The 16,536-nt window shown below is 64.0% G+C and carries 13 protein-coding genes; 9 read left to right on the top strand and 4 right to left on the bottom strand.

Annotated features, from left to right (window positions below; all coding sequences use genetic code 11):
* Nucleotides 1-154: 154 nt before the first annotated feature.
* The 4 genes from B0G83_RS39560 to map all read right to left on the bottom strand — a co-directional run bounded on the left by B0G83_RS39560 (nt 155) and on the right by map (nt 5,942).
* Nucleotides 155-886 (bottom strand): pseudouridine synthase, encoded by a 732-nt coding sequence (locus B0G83_RS39560; RefSeq protein ID WP_374954899.1) that lies wholly within the window; start codon nt 884-886, stop codon nt 155-157.
* Nucleotides 886-2,256 carry a hypothetical protein gene (locus tag B0G83_RS39565; RefSeq protein ID WP_374954900.1) on the bottom strand — a complete coding sequence of 457 codons (1,371 nt, stop codon included), beginning with the start codon at nt 2,254-2,256 and terminating at the stop codon, nt 886-888. The genes B0G83_RS39560 and B0G83_RS39565 overlap by 1 nt, the downstream gene beginning before the upstream one ends.
* A gap of 259 nt (nt 2,257-2,515) precedes the next feature.
* Nucleotides 2,516-5,095 carry a [protein-PII] uridylyltransferase gene (locus tag B0G83_RS09445; protein ID WP_105507150.1) on the bottom strand — a complete coding sequence of 860 codons (2,580 nt, stop codon included), beginning with the start codon at nt 5,093-5,095 and terminating at the stop codon, nt 2,516-2,518.
* A gap of 37 nt (nt 5,096-5,132) precedes the next feature.
* Nucleotides 5,133-5,942 carry a type I methionyl aminopeptidase gene (map, locus tag B0G83_RS09450; protein ID WP_105507151.1) on the bottom strand — a complete coding sequence of 270 codons (810 nt, stop codon included), beginning with the start codon at nt 5,940-5,942 and terminating at the stop codon, nt 5,133-5,135.
* A gap of 446 nt (nt 5,943-6,388) precedes the next feature.
* Here map and rpsB point away from each other — a divergent pair, with 446 nt between their 5' ends.
* From rpsB to bamA, 9 genes are all read left to right on the top strand, one after another.
* The gene (gene rpsB, locus B0G83_RS09455) at nt 6,389-7,141 is read left to right on the top strand and encodes a 30S ribosomal protein S2 (RefSeq protein WP_105507152.1); all 753 of its coding nucleotides are present in this window, start codon (nt 6,389-6,391) and stop codon (nt 7,139-7,141) included.
* Nucleotides 7,142-7,347: 206 nt separating this feature from the next.
* Nucleotides 7,348-8,229 carry a translation elongation factor Ts gene (gene tsf, locus B0G83_RS09460; protein WP_105507221.1) on the top strand — a complete coding sequence of 294 codons (882 nt, stop codon included), beginning with the start codon at nt 7,348-7,350 and terminating at the stop codon, nt 8,227-8,229.
* Nucleotides 8,230-8,449: 220 nt separating this feature from the next.
* On the top strand, nt 8,450-9,163 hold the full coding sequence (pyrH, locus tag B0G83_RS09465) for a UMP kinase (protein WP_035546194.1): 714 nt from the start codon (nt 8,450-8,452) through the stop codon (nt 9,161-9,163).
* Nucleotides 9,164-9,261: 98 nt separating this feature from the next.
* A complete protein-coding gene (gene frr, locus B0G83_RS09470) occupies nt 9,262-9,822 on the top strand; it encodes a ribosome recycling factor (protein WP_105507153.1) in 561 nt (186 codons plus the stop codon).
* Nucleotides 9,823-9,885: 63 nt separating this feature from the next.
* Nucleotides 9,886-10,668 (top strand): polyprenyl diphosphate synthase, encoded by a 783-nt coding sequence (gene uppS, locus B0G83_RS09475; protein WP_105507154.1) that lies wholly within the window; start codon nt 9,886-9,888, stop codon nt 10,666-10,668.
* The gene (locus B0G83_RS09480) at nt 10,662-11,483 is read left to right on the top strand and encodes a CDP-archaeol synthase (protein ID WP_105507155.1); all 822 of its coding nucleotides are present in this window, start codon (nt 10,662-10,664) and stop codon (nt 11,481-11,483) included. The genes uppS and B0G83_RS09480 overlap by 7 nt, the downstream gene beginning before the upstream one ends.
* 10 nt (nt 11,484-11,493) lie before the next feature.
* Nucleotides 11,494-12,699: a 1-deoxy-D-xylulose-5-phosphate reductoisomerase gene (locus tag B0G83_RS09485; protein WP_105507156.1), complete on the top strand. Its 1,206-nt coding sequence runs from the start codon at nt 11,494-11,496 to the stop codon at nt 12,697-12,699.
* 7 nt (nt 12,700-12,706) lie between these two features.
* Nucleotides 12,707-14,101 (top strand): RIP metalloprotease RseP, encoded by a 1,395-nt coding sequence (rseP, locus tag B0G83_RS09490; RefSeq protein WP_105507222.1) that lies wholly within the window; start codon nt 12,707-12,709, stop codon nt 14,099-14,101.
* 67 nt (nt 14,102-14,168) lie between these two features.
* The gene (gene bamA, locus B0G83_RS09495; RefSeq protein ID WP_105507157.1) at nt 14,169-16,481 is read left to right on the top strand and encodes an outer membrane protein assembly factor BamA; all 2,313 of its coding nucleotides are present in this window, start codon (nt 14,169-14,171) and stop codon (nt 16,479-16,481) included.
* The last annotated feature ends 55 nt before the right edge of the window (nt 16,482-16,536 follow it).

Below are 16,536 nucleotides of genomic sequence, written 5' to 3' on the forward strand. Positions count from 1 at the left end.
CTCGGATCGCCGGTCGCCCATCTTTTGGGCAATAAAAAACCCACGCCAATGCGTGGGTTTTTTATTGGGTGGCCCTCAGGCGACGAGGGCAGCTGGGGCTCAGTGGTTGTTCAATCGCAATCCGACTGCGGCGAACAACCATCGCCGCGGACTATCAGAACGATTCGTCCGCCGCCAGATAGCGCCATTGGCCCGGCGGCAGCGCGCCCAGCATGACGCGACCCATCCGCACGCGCTTCAGGCCGATCACTTCAAGGCCGACCAGCTCGCACATGCGACGGATCTGACGCTTCTTGCCTTCGCGCAGCACGAAACGCAGCTGCTCGCCGTTCTGCCAGTTCACCTGCGCGGGCTTCAGCGGCTGGTCGTCGAGCGACAGGCCGTGACACAGCAGCTCAAGGCTTTCCGGCGGGAAGTGGCTTTCGACGTCGACGGTATGTTCGCCGTATGCCACGCGCACCAGATATTCCTTATCGATCTCCGAATGGCCGCCGATCAGCTGCTTGGCGACGCGGCCGTCTTGCGTCAGCACCAGCAAGCCGGTCGAATCGATGTCCAGACGGCCCGCTGGCGCCAACTGGCGCAGATGCGAGACCGAGAAACGGATATCCGACTGATCGTCTGCCCAGCGATTTTCCGGCGTGACCAGCGTGATGGCCGGCTGATAGCCGTCTTCCGCCTGGCCCGACACCAGGCCTACCGGCTTGTGGATCAGCACCGTCACCTGGCTTGCTTGCGCGGCTTCGGCGGCGGGATCGATCTCGATGCGCTGGTCCGGACGCACCTTGGTGCCGAGCGTATCGATCCGCTCGCCGTCCACCAGCACCCAGCCCTTTTCGATCCACTCGTCGGCTTCGCGGCGCGAGCACAGGCCGAGCTCGGACATCAGTTTCGACAGGCGCAGCGTGCCCGGCGCGTCCTCGTAATCGCGACGCGGGGTGCGCGGAGCGGCGTCGGCGTCGTCACGTTCGGCGCGTGCCGCGGGCGCTGGGCCGCGCGGCTTGTCGGCACGCGCGGGACGGTCGTCGCCGAAGCGGCGGCCGGCGGCCGGGAGCGTTTTGTCGAAGCTGCGGGCAGGGCGGTCGCTGCGGCCGGTACGTTCGGTGCGCTCACCGGTTTGAGCCGGGCGGTCGCCGAATTCGCGTTTCGTGAATGATCGTTCGCCGCGATCACCAGCGCCTTCAAACTTACGCGGTGCGCTGTCGCTGCGCGGGCCGCGTTCGCCGCCGAAGCGTGGACGATCTCCGCCTTCGCGATCGTTGCGGACCGGACGGTCGCCACGTGGGCCGCGGTCGCCGCCTTCCGACGGACGTCCCGCGCCCGGGCGAGCACCGCTGAATGGGCGGCGTTCGCCGTCGTCACGACGCGGGGGACGGTCGCCGAAGCTGCGCGGGGCGCGTTCGCCACCGAAGCGCGGACGATCTCCGCCTTCGCGATCGTTGCGGACGGGACGGTCGCCACGTGGGCCGCGGTCGCCGCCTTCCGACGGACGCCCCGCGCCCGGACGTGCACCGCTGAACGGACGGCGTTCGCCGTCGTCACGACGCGGGGGGCGGTCGCCGAAGCTGCGCGGGGCGCGCTCGCCGCGATCACCTGCGCCTTCGAAACGGCGCGGTGCGCTGTCGCTGCGCGGGCCGCGTTCGCCGCCGAAGCGCGGACGATCTCCGCCTTCGCGATCGTTGCGCGCCGGACGGTCGCCACGTGGGTCGCGGTCGCCGCCTTCCGACGGACGTCCTGCGCCCGGGCGAGCACCGCTGAATGGGCGGCGTTCGCCGTCGTCGCGACGCGGGGGACGATCGCCGAAGCTGCGCGGAGCGCGCTCGCCGCGATCACCCGCGCTTTCGAAACGACGCGGTGCGCTGTCGCTGCGCGGGCCGCGTTCGCCGCCGAAGCGCGGACGATCTCCGCCTTCGCGATCGTTGCGGACCGGACGGTCGCCACGTGCGCCGCGGTCGCCGCCTTCCGACGGACGTCCTGCGCCCGGGCGAGCACCGCTGAATGGGCGGCGTTCGCCGTCGTCGCGACGCGGGGGGCGATCGCCGAAGCTGCGCGGGGCGCGCTCGCCGCTATCACCTGCGCCTTCAAACTTACGCGGGGCGCGATCACCACGATCACCACCGCCTTCAAACTTACGCGGCGCGCGCTCACCACGATCACCCGCACCTTCAAACTTACGCGGTGCGCGTTCGCCACGGTCCGCCGCGCCTTCGCGCCGCGGCGGCCGATCCGACGACGAGCGACCTGCGCCACCCGCATCCCGCTCGCGAGAGAACGACCCCTCAGCGCGCGGCGCGCGCGTGCCCGCGCCCGCCGGCTTACCGCCGGCCGGCCGCGCGCCGGCGCCCTTCGGCGCGCCGCCGCCTTCTCCGTGCGCCCCGCTGAAACCCGCCGTCGACGGTTTCGGTCCCGCCGGGCGTGTCGGCTTACGCGCCGACGTGCTGCCGGTACGGACAGGGGCGCGTTCGGACGAAGCCGGCCGCGGGTGCTTGGCTGTTAATTTGAGTCGCATGAAATCTCACACTGCAATCGCGCGCAGCAGTTCGGTCTCGACCTGAATTTGCAGGCGGTTGTCCGACAGGCCGTGTCCATCCAGCAGGAACACGTCTTCGACGCGTTCGCCGAGCGTATTGATCCGCGCCGAAGCGACGCCGACCCGATGCTCGGCCAGCACGCGCGCGATCGAATAAAGAAGGCCTGGCCGGTCGTTGGCCGACACGGACAGGATGTAATATTGGCCGCGTTCGTCGGCCCGAAGGTCGACGCGCGGCGTCACGGGGAAAGTCCGCGAAAGCCGCGACAACCGGCCTTTCGACGGTCCGGGGAGCAGGGTGCCGTCGCCGGTGAGACGGGCGGTCAGTTCCTGTTCGACCAGATTGGCAATATCGCGATAATGCACGTCTTCTTCGGTATGCGCGACGAGGAAATTATCGAGCGCATAGCCGTGACGGGTCGTGCTAACCCGCGCATCCAGCACCGACAGGCCGTTGCGGTCGAAATACGCGCAAATCCCGGCGAACAGATCGGGCTGATCCTTCACATACACCAGCACCTGCAGCGCCTCGCCGATCGGTGACGGCCGCGCCCGCACGATGGGTGTGGGCGTTTCGACGTGACGCGACAGCACGCGGGTTTGCCACGCGATATCGGCCGCGTCGTGACGCAGGAAATAGCCGATGTCGAGCTTGTCCCACAACGCCTTTTGCGCGCCTTCCGGCACGGTTTCGAGACGCAGCAGCGCCAGCGCCTCCTCCTGGCGTGACTTCAGTTCCGAATGCGCGTCCGGCCGGGCGCCGCCGAGCACGGCCAGCGTGGCGCGGTACAGGTCCTCGAGCAGCTTGCCTTTCCACGTATTCCAGACTTTCGGGCTGGTGCCGCGAATGTCGGCCACCGTCAGCAGGTAGAGCGCGGTGAGGCGGCGCTCGGTGCCTACCAGTTCGGCAAAGCGCTTGATCACTTCCGGGTCGCTGGTGTCCTGCTTCTGCGCGACCTGACTCATGGTCAGATGCTGCTGCACCATCCAGACCACCAGTTCGCCGTCGTCGCCCTCGATGCCGTGACTGCGGCAAAAACGCCGCGCGTCGGCCATGCCGAGCGTGGAGTGATCGCCGCCGCGGCCCTTGGCGATGTCGTGAAACAGCGCCGCCACGTACAACACCCACGGCCGGTCGAAGTTAGCGATCAACTGGCTGCAGAACGGGTATTCGTGCGCGTGCTCGGCGACCGCGAAGCGCCGCAGATTGCGCAGCACCATCAAAATGTGCTGATCGACCGTGTAGACGTGATACAGATCGTGCTGCATCTGCCCGACGATGCGCCGGAAATTCAGCAGATAACGCCCGAGCACGCTGGTCTGGTTCATCAGGCGCAACGCGTGCGTGATGCCGGCCGGCTGCTTCAGGATTTCCATGAAGAGGCGGCGGTTTTCCGGATCGCGTCGCCAGTGCTGATCCATGATGTCGCGGGCGTTGTAGATCGCGCGCAGCGTGCGCGCCGACAGGCCTTTGACGCCCGGCGTCAATTCGTACAGCAGGAACGCTTCGAGGATCGCGTTCGGCTCGCGCTCGAACACGTCGTCGCTGGCGATTTCCAGCATGCCCTGTTTTTCAACGAAGAGGTCCGTCAGCACCCGCGTGATCCCGCTCGTGTTCGGGAAAAGCTGGGCTTCGATGTTCTGGATCAGAATCGTGGCGAGCTGCGTGACAGCTTTGGCGGACCAGTAATAGCGTCGCATCAACTGCTCGCTGGCGCGCTTGGTGGCGGTCGGCTTGTAGCCGAAACTTTCGGCCACCGGCGTTTGCAGATCGAACACCAGAATGTCCTGCCGACGCCCCGCAGTGACATGCAGCCGCGCGCGCAGCGCCTTCAGAAAGCCCTCGTTGCGGCGCAGTTCGCGCGCTTCGCGTTCGGTGATCAGGCCGCGCGCCTCGAGTTCGCGCCAGCTGCTGCCGAAACCGGCCGCCTGGGTAATCCACAGAATCAGCTGAAGATCGCGCAGGCCGCCCGGACTTTCCTTGATGTTGGGTTCGAGCGCGTACGGCGTGTCCTGGAACTTGGCGTGGCGCTGACGCATTTCCAGCACTTTCGCCTGGAAGAAAGCCTTCGGATCGAGCGCTTCGCGGTAACGCTTCGCGAAATCGTCGAACAGCGGCGCGCTGCCCGTAATGCGCCGCGCTTCGAGCAGCGAGGTGCGCACGGTGACGTCGTTGGCGGCTTCCTCGAGGCACTGCGACACGCTGCGCACACTGCTGCCAAGTTCAAGCCCCAGATCCCACGCGAGGCTGATAAAGCGCTCGATACGCGCTTCGAGATGCTCGATTGGCGCGTCCGGCAGCAGCACCAGAATGTCGATGTCCGAATGCGGCGCCAGTTCGCCGCGCCCATAACCGCCGACCGCCAATAAAGCCAGCTCGGGCGGCAATTCGCAGGTGTCCCAGGCGGCGCGCAGCGAGTTGTCCGTGGCGCGCGCCAAGGCCGCCATCAACGCGTCGACGTTGGTGGCCGTCTTGAAGCGTTCCAGCAACTGGGCTTTGGCCACCTTGTAGTCCGCCTTGAGCGACGTGGCATGGGATGGGGCGACGGCGGGAACACTACTCATTGGCAGGCGGGCACGCGGACAGTGGGCGGGAGGTCGGTCAGGCCGTAGCCGCAACCACCGGCGGCCGCGCGGGCGTGCCGGCGGAAACGGTCAGCACGTCGTAGCCGGATTCCGTGACGAGCACGGTGTGTTCCCACTGCGCCGACAGGCTGCGGTCTTTGGTCTTGACGGTCCACTGGTCGGGCATGGTGCGGATATCGCGACGGCCGGCGTTGATCATCGGCTCGATCGTGAAGATCATGCCAGCCTGCAGTTCGAGCCCGGTGCCCGGACGGCCGTAATGCAGAATCTGCGGATCTTCGTGGAAAACCGTGCCGATCCCGTGGCCGCAATATTCGCGCACCACGCTGTAGCCTTGCGCTTCGGCGTGCTTCTGGATCGCATAGCCGATGTCGCCGAGATGCGCGCCGGGGCGCACTTGGTCGATGCCGAGCCACATGCATTCGAAGGTGGTCTGAACCAGCCGTTTGGCCATGATCGAACCTTCGCCGACGATGAACATGCGGCTCGTGTCGCCAAAATAGCCTTCTTTGATAACGGTGACGTCGATATTCAGCGCGTCGCCGTTCTTCAGCGTTTTTTCGCCGGGAATGCCATGGCAGATCACGTCGTTGACGGAAATGCAGGTCGCTTTCGGGTAGGGCGGGTAGCCGGGCGGCTGATAATTCAGCGGCGCGGGCACGGTGCCCTGTTCCTTCAGCATGTATTCGTGGCAGAGGCGGTCGAGTTCGCCGGTCGTGATGCCGGCGGCAACGAACGGCGTGATGTAGTCGAGCACTTCGCTCGCCAGTTTGCAGGCGACGCGCATTTGCGCGATATCGTGTTCGTTTTTGAGCGTAATAGCCATGAGTCGGGCCTGAATTGCGATTTATCGTGAGATTATCGCACCATATCCCGGCTGCCGCAGGGTTTTGCGGCCCTGGCGCGCCGCCGGGCCGCTGGCCCGGCGTCAATGAAGATTCAACACGCGCCCGCAGGTGCAACCCGGCAATGGCTGGCAGGAGCTACCGTGCGGGTTGAGTGATGCAATAGTCGCGTGCTATAATCTTTGGCTAAGTCGCTCTCTGTCTTGGTTTTATTGTCCGGTATCAGTTCAAGTCGGGCTGAAATGGTCAAAAAGACGGCGGGAGCAGCTTCCCACGGCGTTCGTTGCCTGTGTCGTGGGGTTGAGTAGTGTAAGGCGGCAGACTCGCAAGCCGGCGCACCCAGGGTGTCCGTCGCGTTACGCCAAATTGAAGGCGAGCGCGGCCGATACGGCAGCCGGCTTAAGACCCAACCCTCGCGGAGATTTTCATGGCAGTTACCATGCGTCAAATGCTGGAAGCCGGTGTCCACTTCGGTCACCAAACGCGCTTCTGGAACCCGAAGATGGCTCCCTTCATTTTCGGTCATCGCAACAAGATTCACATCATCAACCTCGAAAAGACGCTGCCGATGTACAACGACGCGCTGAAGTACGCGCGTCAACTGGCAGCGAATCGCGGCACGATCCTGTTCGTCGGCACGAAGCGTCAATCGCGCGACACGATCGCTGAAGAAGCGCAACGCGCAGGTATGCCGTTCGTCAACGCACGCTGGCTCGGCGGCATGCTGACCAACTTCAAGACGCTGAAGGTTTCGATCAAGCGCCTGAAAGACATGGAAGCAGCGCTGGAAGCCGGCGAAACCGAACGCATGAGCAAGAAAGAAGCTCTGCTGTTCGAACGCGAAATGGCTAAGCTGGTCAAGTCGATCGGCGGCGTGAAGGACATGGGCGGCATTCCGGACGCGATCTTCGTGGTCGACGTCGGCTACCACAAGATTGCCGTGACCGAAGCTAACAAGCTCGGCATTCCGGTTATCGCCGTGGTCGACACGAACCACTCGCCGGAAGGCATCGACTACGTGATCCCGGGTAACGACGACGCTTCGAAGGCTGTCGCTCTGTACACGGCTGGCGTGGCTGACGCGATCCTCGAAGGCCGTGCCAACGCGGTCAACGAAGTGGTGCAAGCTGCACGTGGCGGCGACGGCGACGAGTTCGTCGAGGTCAACGCGGAAGCGTAAAGCTGCCCCGTGTCCGGCAAAAAAGGGGGCTTTCTACAGGCCCCCTTTTTTTAAGCCGCGACAGATGTAGTAGGGCGCCGCAAACAGCGCCCGAGCAGTGCCGAAGTGTGGTTGCGTAAAAAAGTACGTGAAACGCTGAAACGAATTCTTGCCGCCGGCATCGAAGTCCGGGCGGCGTGTGACAGACGGAACTCAAGGAGCAAATGATGGCGGCAATTACCGCAAGCATGGTTGCAGAACTGCGCGCAAAGACCGACGCGCCGATGATGGAATGCAAGAAAGCGCTGACGGAAGCCGACGGCGACATGGCGCGCGCTGAAGAGCTGCTGCGTGTGAAGCTGGGCAACAAGGCGAGCAAGGCTGCATCGCGCGTTACGGCTGAAGGCGTGGTTGCTTCGTTCATCGGCGGCAACGCGGGTTCGCTGGTCGAATTGAACTGCGAAACCGACTTCGTTTCGAAGAACGACGACTTCCTGGCTTTCTCGAAGACGGTCGCGGAACTGATCGCCACGCAAAACCCGGCTGACGTCGCCGCACTGGGCGCGCTGCCGCTGGAAGGCTCGACGGTCGACGCGGTGCGTCTGGCGCTGGTCGGCAAGATCGGTGAAAACCTGTCGATCCGCCGCTTCGTGCGCTTCGACACGGCAAACAAGCTGGCAGCGTACCTGCACGGCACGCGTATCGGCGTGCTGGTCGAGTACACCGGCGCAGACGAGCAGATCGGCAAAGACGTGGCAATGCACATCGCCGCAATGAAGCCGGTGTCGCTGTCGTCGGACGACGTGCCGGCGGACCTGATCGCCAAGGAACGCAGCATTGCTGAACAGAAGGCCGCCGAATCGGGCAAGCCGGCTGAAATCGTCGCCAAGATGGTCGACGGCAGCGTGCAGAAGTACCTGAAGGAAGTGTCGCTGCTGAACCAGACGTTCGTTAAGAACGACAAGCAGACGATCGAACAGATGCTGAAGGCGGGCAACTCGAGCGTGCAGAAGTTCGCGCTGTTCGTGGTCGGCGAAGGCATCGAGAAGAAGCAGGACGACTTCGCGGCTGAAGTGGCTGCTCAGGTCGCTGCTGCAAAGCAACAATAAGCTTGGTTCAAGCCTCAGCTAGTACCGTTGGACCCGCGGCGGAGCAAGACTTTGCCGCGGTCGGCAGCGCCGCAAGGCTGCGGGCGGGTTGACCCTCGCCACGCAGCCGCCGCTGGCGGACCCTAGGGTTCGTCAATTTGGCGGTGCTTGCCCGAATCAGCATTTCACCCCTACATTAGTCCCTTGTTGTTGCCCTGTTCTGCGCGATCTGGATACCCCTATGCCCACTGCCTATAAACGCGTCCTGCTCAAACTCTCCGGTGAAGCTCTGATGGGCGACGATGCCTTCGGCATCAACCGCGCGACCATCGAAAGAATGGTGGCGGACGTGGCCGAAGTGGTCCGTCTCGGAACGCAGATGGCCGTGGTCATTGGCGGTGGCAATATTTTCCGCGGCGTCGCGGGCGGCGCGGCTGGTATGGACCGCGCCACGGCCGACTACATGGGCATGCTGGCCACCATGATGAACGCGCTCGCGCTGCAGGACGCCATGCGTCACGCCGGCATCGAGGCACGCGTGCAATCGGCGCTGCGCATGGACCAGGTGGTCGAGCCGTACATCCGCCCCCGCGCGATTCGCCAGCTCGAGGAAGGCAAAGTCGTGATTTTCGCGGCCGGCACCGGCAACCCGTTCTTCACGACCGACACCGCCGCCGCGCTGCGTGGCGCGGAAGTCGGCGCGGAAGTGGTGCTGAAAGCCACCAAGGTGGACGGCGTTTATTCGGCCGACCCCAAGAAAGACCCGAGCGCGACGCGTTACACCACGATCAGCTTCGACGAAGCCATCGGCCGCAATCTGCAGGTCATGGACGCGACCGCGTTCGCGCTGTGCCGCGACCAGAAGCTGCCGATCCGGGTGTTTTCGATCGTCAAGCCGGGCGCGCTCAAGCGCATCGTTCAAGGCGAGGACGAGGGCACCCTCGTCCACGTGTAAACTCTCGTTCACATAACGTGGGCTTTAACGCGAGCCCAGGTCGCCGCCTCGCGCGCGCCGGCCGGCTCGCACCGTTTTGAAGGTTCGGAGGTTTAAAAATGTCTGTGGCTGATATCAGGAAGGGCGCTGAACAAAAAATGCAGCGTTCCATCGACGCGTTCAAGAACGACCTGTCGAAGATCCGCACGGGCCGTGCGCACACGGGCCTGCTCGATCATATCCAGTGCGATTACTACGGTTCGCCGGTGCCGATCTCGCAGGTCGCGAACCTGACGTTGATCGACGCGCGCACGATCGGCGTGCAGCCGTGGGAAAAGAAGATGGTCCAGGTCGTCGAAAAGGCGATCCGCGAGTCGGACCTCGGTCTGAACCCGGCCACCCAGGGCGATGTGATCCGCGTACCGATGCCCGCGCTGACCGAAGAACGCCGCCGCGAACTGACCAAAGTCGTCAAGAGCGAAGCGGAAACGGCCAAGGTTGCCGTGCGCAATCTGCGCCGCGACGCCAACGAGCAACTCAAGAAGCTCGTGAAAGACAAGGAAATTTCGGAAGACGACGAGCGTCGCGCTGGTGACGACGTTCAGAAGCTGACGGACAAGTTCGTCACCGAAATCGACAAGATCGTCGTGACGAAAGAAGCCGAGATCATGACGGTGTAAGCCTTAGGGCTCAGCACTTTCACGGTTTCCACTTCTTTATCTGCAGTTATTGTCCCGACGGCCATGACCTATACCAGCTCAACCGTGCGCGTGCCTGATGTCGCCGCGGTGCCGCGACATATCGCGATCATCATGGACGGCAACGGCCGTTGGGCCACCCAGCGGCGTCTGCCGCGCGTGGCGGGCCATACGCGCGGCGTCGACGCGGTGCGCGCGGCCGTCGAGGCCTGCGCGCGTCAGGGCGTCGAATATCTGACGCTGTTCGCGTTCAGCTCGGAAAACTGGCGCCGCCCGAACGACGAAGTGTCGTTCCTGATGCGCCTGTTCGTCACCGCACTGGAGCGGGAAATCGGCAAGCTGCACGCGAACGGCATCCGTTTGCGGGTGGTCGGCGATCTGTCCCGCTTCGATACGCGCATCCGCGACCTGATCAAGCGCGCGGAAAGCAAAACCGCGCGCAATACCCGTCTGACCTTGACCATCGCCGCCAATTACGGCGGCCGCTGGGACATCATGCAGGCCGCCCGCAAGCTCGCCGAACAATCGGCGTTGGCGGGCAAGGCGGTCGAGGTCAACGAAGATTCGTTCGCCGAGCACCTGTCCATGGCTTACGCGCCGGAGCCGGACCTGTTCATCCGCACCGGCGGCGAGCGCCGTGTCAGCAACTTCCTGCTGTGGCAGCTCGCGTACACCGAGTTCTACTTCACCGACACGTTCTGGCCGGATTTCGACGCCGACGCGCTCGGCCACGCCATCGCTTCGTACGCGGAGCGCGAGCGCCGTTTCGGGCGCACCAGTGCTCAACTCGAGCCGCAATCGCAAAACGTCGATTCGCTTCCATGCTAAAAACCCGTGTCATCACGGCGATCATCCTGCTGGCAGTGTTCCTGCCGGTCACGTTGTTCGCGCCGGTGGGCGCGTTCGGCGCGCTGATCGCTTTCGTCGTCGTGTTCGCTGCGTGGGAATGGGCGCGTCTGCTCAAGCTGGGCGGCGCCGGTCCGGTCGTCTATGCGCTGGTGGCCGCGGTCGCGTTAGTCGCGAGCACGCGGCTCGGCACCGGCATTGCCGAGGCCCGTTCGCTGTTCAAGGCGGCGGCAATCTTCTGGGTGGTCGCCGGTCCGTTCGTGCTGCTGCGCAAGCCCACGCTCGCTCAGGGCGCGTGGCGTAACTTTCTGTTTCTTGCCGGCATTGTGGTATTCGTCGCGTGCTGGCATGCTCTCGTCGCTGCACGCATGCAGGGCGTGCCGTTCGTCCTGTCGCTGCTGCTCCTGGTGTGGCTGGCCGATATCGGCGCATACTTCTCCGGAAAAGCGTTCGGCAAACACAAGCTGGCGCCTGCCATCAGCCCGGGTAAAACCTGGGAGGGCGCGATCGGCGGCTGGTTGGTCGTGATGCTCGTCGCGGCGGCGGCGGTCTTTTTGCACGCGTTCGAGCCGACCCTGTATTCTTCGCTGCTGGCGCAATGGGGCGCCGTGCGCACACTGCTCGCACTGACCTTGCTGGTGGCATTCAGCGTGGTGGGCGACCTGTTCGAATCGATGATGAAACGCCAGGCCGGCGTCAAGGATTCAAGCGGCCTGTTGCCGGGGCACGGCGGCGTGCTCGATCGCATCGACGCCTTATTGCCGGTGCTGCCGCTTGCCATGCTGCTGCTCGGCTAGAGAAAGAGATATGCAAAAACGTCTGACATTGCTCGGTTCCACGGGCTCGATTGGAGACAGCACGCTCGACGTCGTCGCGCGTCATCCCGAGCGCTTTTCGGTCTACGCGCTCACCGCGCATCGCAACGGCGACAAGCTCGTCGCGCAATGCCTGCGCTTTGCGCCGGAAATCGCTGTCGTCGGCGACGCCGACACGGCCGCGCAAGTCGCGGCGAAGCTGCGCGAAGCGGGCAGCAAGACCGAGGTTACGTATGGACCGCAAGCGCTCGTCGACGTGTCGAAAAGCGACGCTTGCGACACTGTGGTCGCGGCCATCGTCGGCGCCGCCGGCCTTGCGCCCACGCTCGCTGCGGCGCGCGCCGGCAAACGCATCCTGCTCGCCAACAAGGAAGCGCTGGTCATGTCCGGTGCGATCTTCATGGACGCGGTGCGCGACCATGGCGCCGTGCTGCTGCCGGTCGACAGCGAACACAACGCGATTTTCCAATGCCTGCCGCGCGAAGCGGCGCAGCACGGCGGCGTGTCCAAAATCATTCTGACCGCGTCGGGTGGCCCGTTCCGTACCCGCGAACCGGCCACGCTCGTCGACGTCACGCCTGACGAAGCCTGCAAGCATCCGAACTGGGTGATGGGCCGCAAGATCTCGGTCGACTCCGCCACGATGATGAACAAGGGCCTCGAGGTGATCGAGGCTCATTGGCTGTTCGGTCTGCCGGGCGAGCGCATCGAGGTGCTGATTCATCCGCAGAGCGTGATTCATTCGATGGTCTCGTACGCCGACGGCTCGGTGCTCGCGCAACTCGGCAATCCGGATATGCGTACGCCGATCGCCCATGCGCTGGCATTTCCGGATCGTATCGATTCCGGCGTCGGGCAACTCGACCTGCTGCAGGTCGCGTCGCTGGCGTTCGAAAAGCCGGACTACACGCGCTTTCCGTGCCTCGCGCTCGCCATGAAGGCGCTGGCCGAAGGTGGTCTGGCCAGTGCCGCGCTGAACGCCGCGAACGAAGTCGCGGTGGAAGCCTTCCTGCAGCGCCAGATCGGTTTCATGGCGATTGCCCAGGTGGTCGACTCGGTGCTGAACGCGTTGCCGAACGGCAGCGCCCATGCGCTCGACGACGTGATCGAAGCGGATGCCGCCGCGCGTCGCGCCGCGGCCGAATTCATCGCGCGTCTGCCCGACAACGCCCGTCGCACGGAACGCGCCGTCCAGTGAGGCGCTTATGAACCTGCTGATCGAACTGCTCGCCTTCGCGGTCGCGATTGGCGTACTCGTGGTCGTTCACGAGTACGGGCATTACAGCGTGGCACGTTTGTGCGGCGTCAGGGTGCTGCGCTTTTCGATCGGCTTCGGCAAGCCGCTGTTCCAGTGGGTGAGTCCGAAAACGGGCACCGAGTGGACCATTGCCGCGTTGCCGCTCGGCGGCTACGTGAAGATGCTCGACGAGCGCGAAACCAGCGGTGCGCCGATTCCCGCCGACTTGCTGCCGCAGGCGTTCAACCGCAAGTCGGTGTGGCGTCGTTTTGCGATCGTCGCGGCCGGCCCGATCGCTAACTTCCTGCTGGCGATCGTATTGTTCGCGCTGGTGTTCGCCACCGGCGTGACAGAGCCGGCGGCCGTGGTCGCGGCGCCCGCGCCGAACACGCCGGCAGCCGTGGCCGGCTTCGACGGCGGCGAAACCATCGTCGCGGTGCGCACCGGAAATGCCGGCGAGTCCGAGCGGGTGCGTTCGTGGTCCGACCTGCGCTGGAAGCTGCTGGGCGCGGCATTCGATCACAAACGCGTGGTGTTGAGCGCGAAAGACGCGCATGGTACGTCCGATTTCCAGCTCGACCTGCGCGGTCTCAGCGAAAAAGATGTCGACGACGATTTCATGTCGCGCCTCGGCTTCGAACCGGGCGGCGGCAAGCTGACCGTGGCCGGCGTGCAGCCTGGCAGCGCCGCGCAAAAAGCCGGGCTTGCCGCGGGCGATCGCCTGCGCGCGGTCGACGGTATTCCGACCGATAACGCCACGGCCTTCATCGCTTATGTAAAATCGCACGCCGGTAAGCCGGTCACGCTGCAAGTGGAACGCGGCGGGCCAGCGGGGCAGACCGCAGGCAAGCTCGAAGCCATCAGCCTCGTGCCGCAGTCGCAGCGCGACGACGCCACCGGCCAGCAGGTCGGCCGCATCGGCGCTGAGCTGGCGACCCAGGTGCCGTCCATCGACGTGCGCTACGGGCCCGTCGAGAGCCTGCAACTCGGTGCGCGTCGTACGTGGGATCTCGCGGTGTATTCGGTGCGAATGTTCGGTCGGATGATAGTTGGCGAGGCTTCGCTGAAAAATCTTTCCGGCCCGGTGACGATCGCGGATTACGCAGGAAAGAGCGCACGTCTAGGTCCTTCTGCATTCCTGTCGTTCCTGGCCCTTGTCAGTATTAGCCTCGGTGTACTGAACCTGTTACCAATTCCGGTATTGGACGGGGGTCATCTGTTATATTATTTGGTTGAAGCTGTAACCGGCAAAGTTGTCTCCGATCGCTGGCAACTCGTTTTTCAGAGGGCGGGTCTCGCCTGCATCGTCGCATTGTCGGCGATTGCGCTGTTCAACGATCTGGCTCGTTTAATCCATTTTTAAAGTGTCCGGCGGCGTTCACGATGGCGACCGTCTGACCTGATGCAGCTATACACACTGGGGAAGCACGTTGTTTAAACCTCATCGCTTTGTTCCAAAGACGGTTATAGCCGCGGCGTTTGCCGCGCATGGGCTGGTTGCTCACGCAACGACGCCCTTCGTGGTGCAAGACATCCGGATCGAGGGATTGCAACGCGTCGAACCTGGTACCGTGTTCGCCTACCTGCCTATCAAGCAGGGCGACACCTTCAGCGACGACAAGGCATCGGAAGCCATTCGCGCACTGTATGCCACGGGCTTCTTCAACGACGTCAAGATCGCGACCGAAGGCAACGTCGTCATCGTGCAGGTGCTGGAGCGTCCGGCCATCGGCACGATCGACTTCTCCGGCATCCATGAATTCGACAAGGACAACCTGACCAAGGCGTTGCGCGCGGTCGGTTTGTCGCAGGGTCGTTACTACGACAAGGCACTCGTCGACAAGGCCGAGCAGGAGCTGAAGCGTCAGTACCTGACGCGCGGCTACTACGCGGCCGAAGTGACCACCACGATCACGCCGATCGACCGCAACCGCGTCGCGGTGCTGTTCTCGGTGGGCGAAGGTCCGAGTGCGAAGATCCGTCAGATCAACTTCATCGGCAACAAGGCGTTCAGCACCGGTACGCTGCGCGACGAAATGCAGCTGTCCACGCCGAACTGGTTCTCGTGGTACACGAAGAACGACCTGTACGCGAAAGACAAGCTCACCGGCGACCTCGAAAACGTCCGCTCGTATTACCTGAATCGCGGTTACCTCGAGTTCAGCATCGACTCCACCCAGGTGTCGATTTCGCCGGACAAGAAGGACATGTATCTGACGGTCACGCTGCATGAAGGCGAGCCGTACTCGATTTCGAGCATCAAGCTCGCCGGCAACCTGCTCGACCGCGAGCCGGAGCTGACCAAGCTGATCAAGATCAAACCGGGTGACCGCTTCTCGGCTGAAAAGCTGCAAGCCACCACCAAGGCGATCGTCGACAAGCTCGGCGAATACGGCTATGCGTTCGCAACCGTCAACGCGCAGCCGCAGATCGACCAGGCCAACCACAAGGTCGACCTGACGCTGCAAGTGGATCCGAGCCGCCGTGTCTACGTGCGCCGCATCAACGTGGTCGGTAACACGCGTACCCGCGACGAAGTGGTGCGCCGCGAAATGCGCCAGCTCGAAAGCTCGTGGTTCGACTCGAACCGCCTTGCGCTGTCGAAAGACCGGATCAACCGTCTCGGCTACTTCACGGACGTGGACGTCACCACGGTGCCGGTCGAAGGCACGCCCGACCAGGTTGACGTCGACGTCAAGGTGGCCGAAAAGCCGACCGGCGCGATCACGCTGGGCGCGGGGTTCTCGTCGACCGACAAGGTGGTGCTGTCGGCCGGTGTGTCGCAAGACAACGTGTTCGGTTCGGGCACCAGCCTGTCGGTGAACGTGAATACCGCGAAGACCTACCGGACGCTGACGGTCACGCAGGTCGACCCGTACTTTACGGTCGACGGCATCAAGCGGATTACCGACGTCTACTACCGTACGTACCAGCCGCTGTACTACTCGACGGACTCGAGCTTCAAGATCGTGACCGTGGGTGGCGATCTGAAATTCGGTATCCCGTTCTCGGAAGTGGACACGGTCTACTTCGGCGCCGGTCTCGAGCAGAACCAGCTGGACATCGACGCGAACACGCCGGCTTCGTACAAGCAGTACGTGCAGGACTTCGGCCGTGTCTCGAACAACGTGCCGATCACGGTGGGCTGGTCGCGCGACGCGCGTGACAGCGCGCTTGTGCCGAGCCGCGGTTACTTCACGCAGGCCAACGCCGAGTACGGCACGCCGATCGGTGGCACCCAGTACTACAAGGCCGACATCAACGCGCAGTACTATTACTCGTTTGCGCGCGGCTTCGTGCTGGGCTTCAACTTCCAGGGCGGTTACGGTAACGGCCTCGGCGGCAAGCCTTATCCGATTTTCAAGAACTACTACGCCGGCGGTATCGGGTCGGTGCGGGGCTACGAGCCGAGCTCGCTGGGTCCGCGCGACGCCACCACGGGCGACCCGATCGGCGGCTCGAAGCTGCTGGTCGGCAATATCGAGTTGACGTTCCCGCTGCCGGGTACGGGCTACGACCGCACGCTGCGTGTGTTCACGTTCCTCGACGCGGGTAACGTCTGGGCCGACGCGAGCAGCGCCGCAACGTCGACCGGTGCGAACGGCCTGCGTTATGGCTATGGTGTCGGTCTCGCGTGGATTTCGCCGATCGGTCCGCTCAAGCTCAGCTTGGGCTTCCCGCTCACGAAGCACACCGGCGACCAGTATCAGAAATTCCAGTTCCAGATCGGGACGGCATTCTGATCGGGCGGCGCGATCCCGCCACGGGTGTTGCCGCTGCGCGCGATCGGCAGCGGCC

Source organism: Paraburkholderia sp. BL21I4N1 (genome assembly GCF_002973525.1).
Lineage (GTDB): Bacteria > Pseudomonadota > Gammaproteobacteria > Burkholderiales > Burkholderiaceae > Paraburkholderia.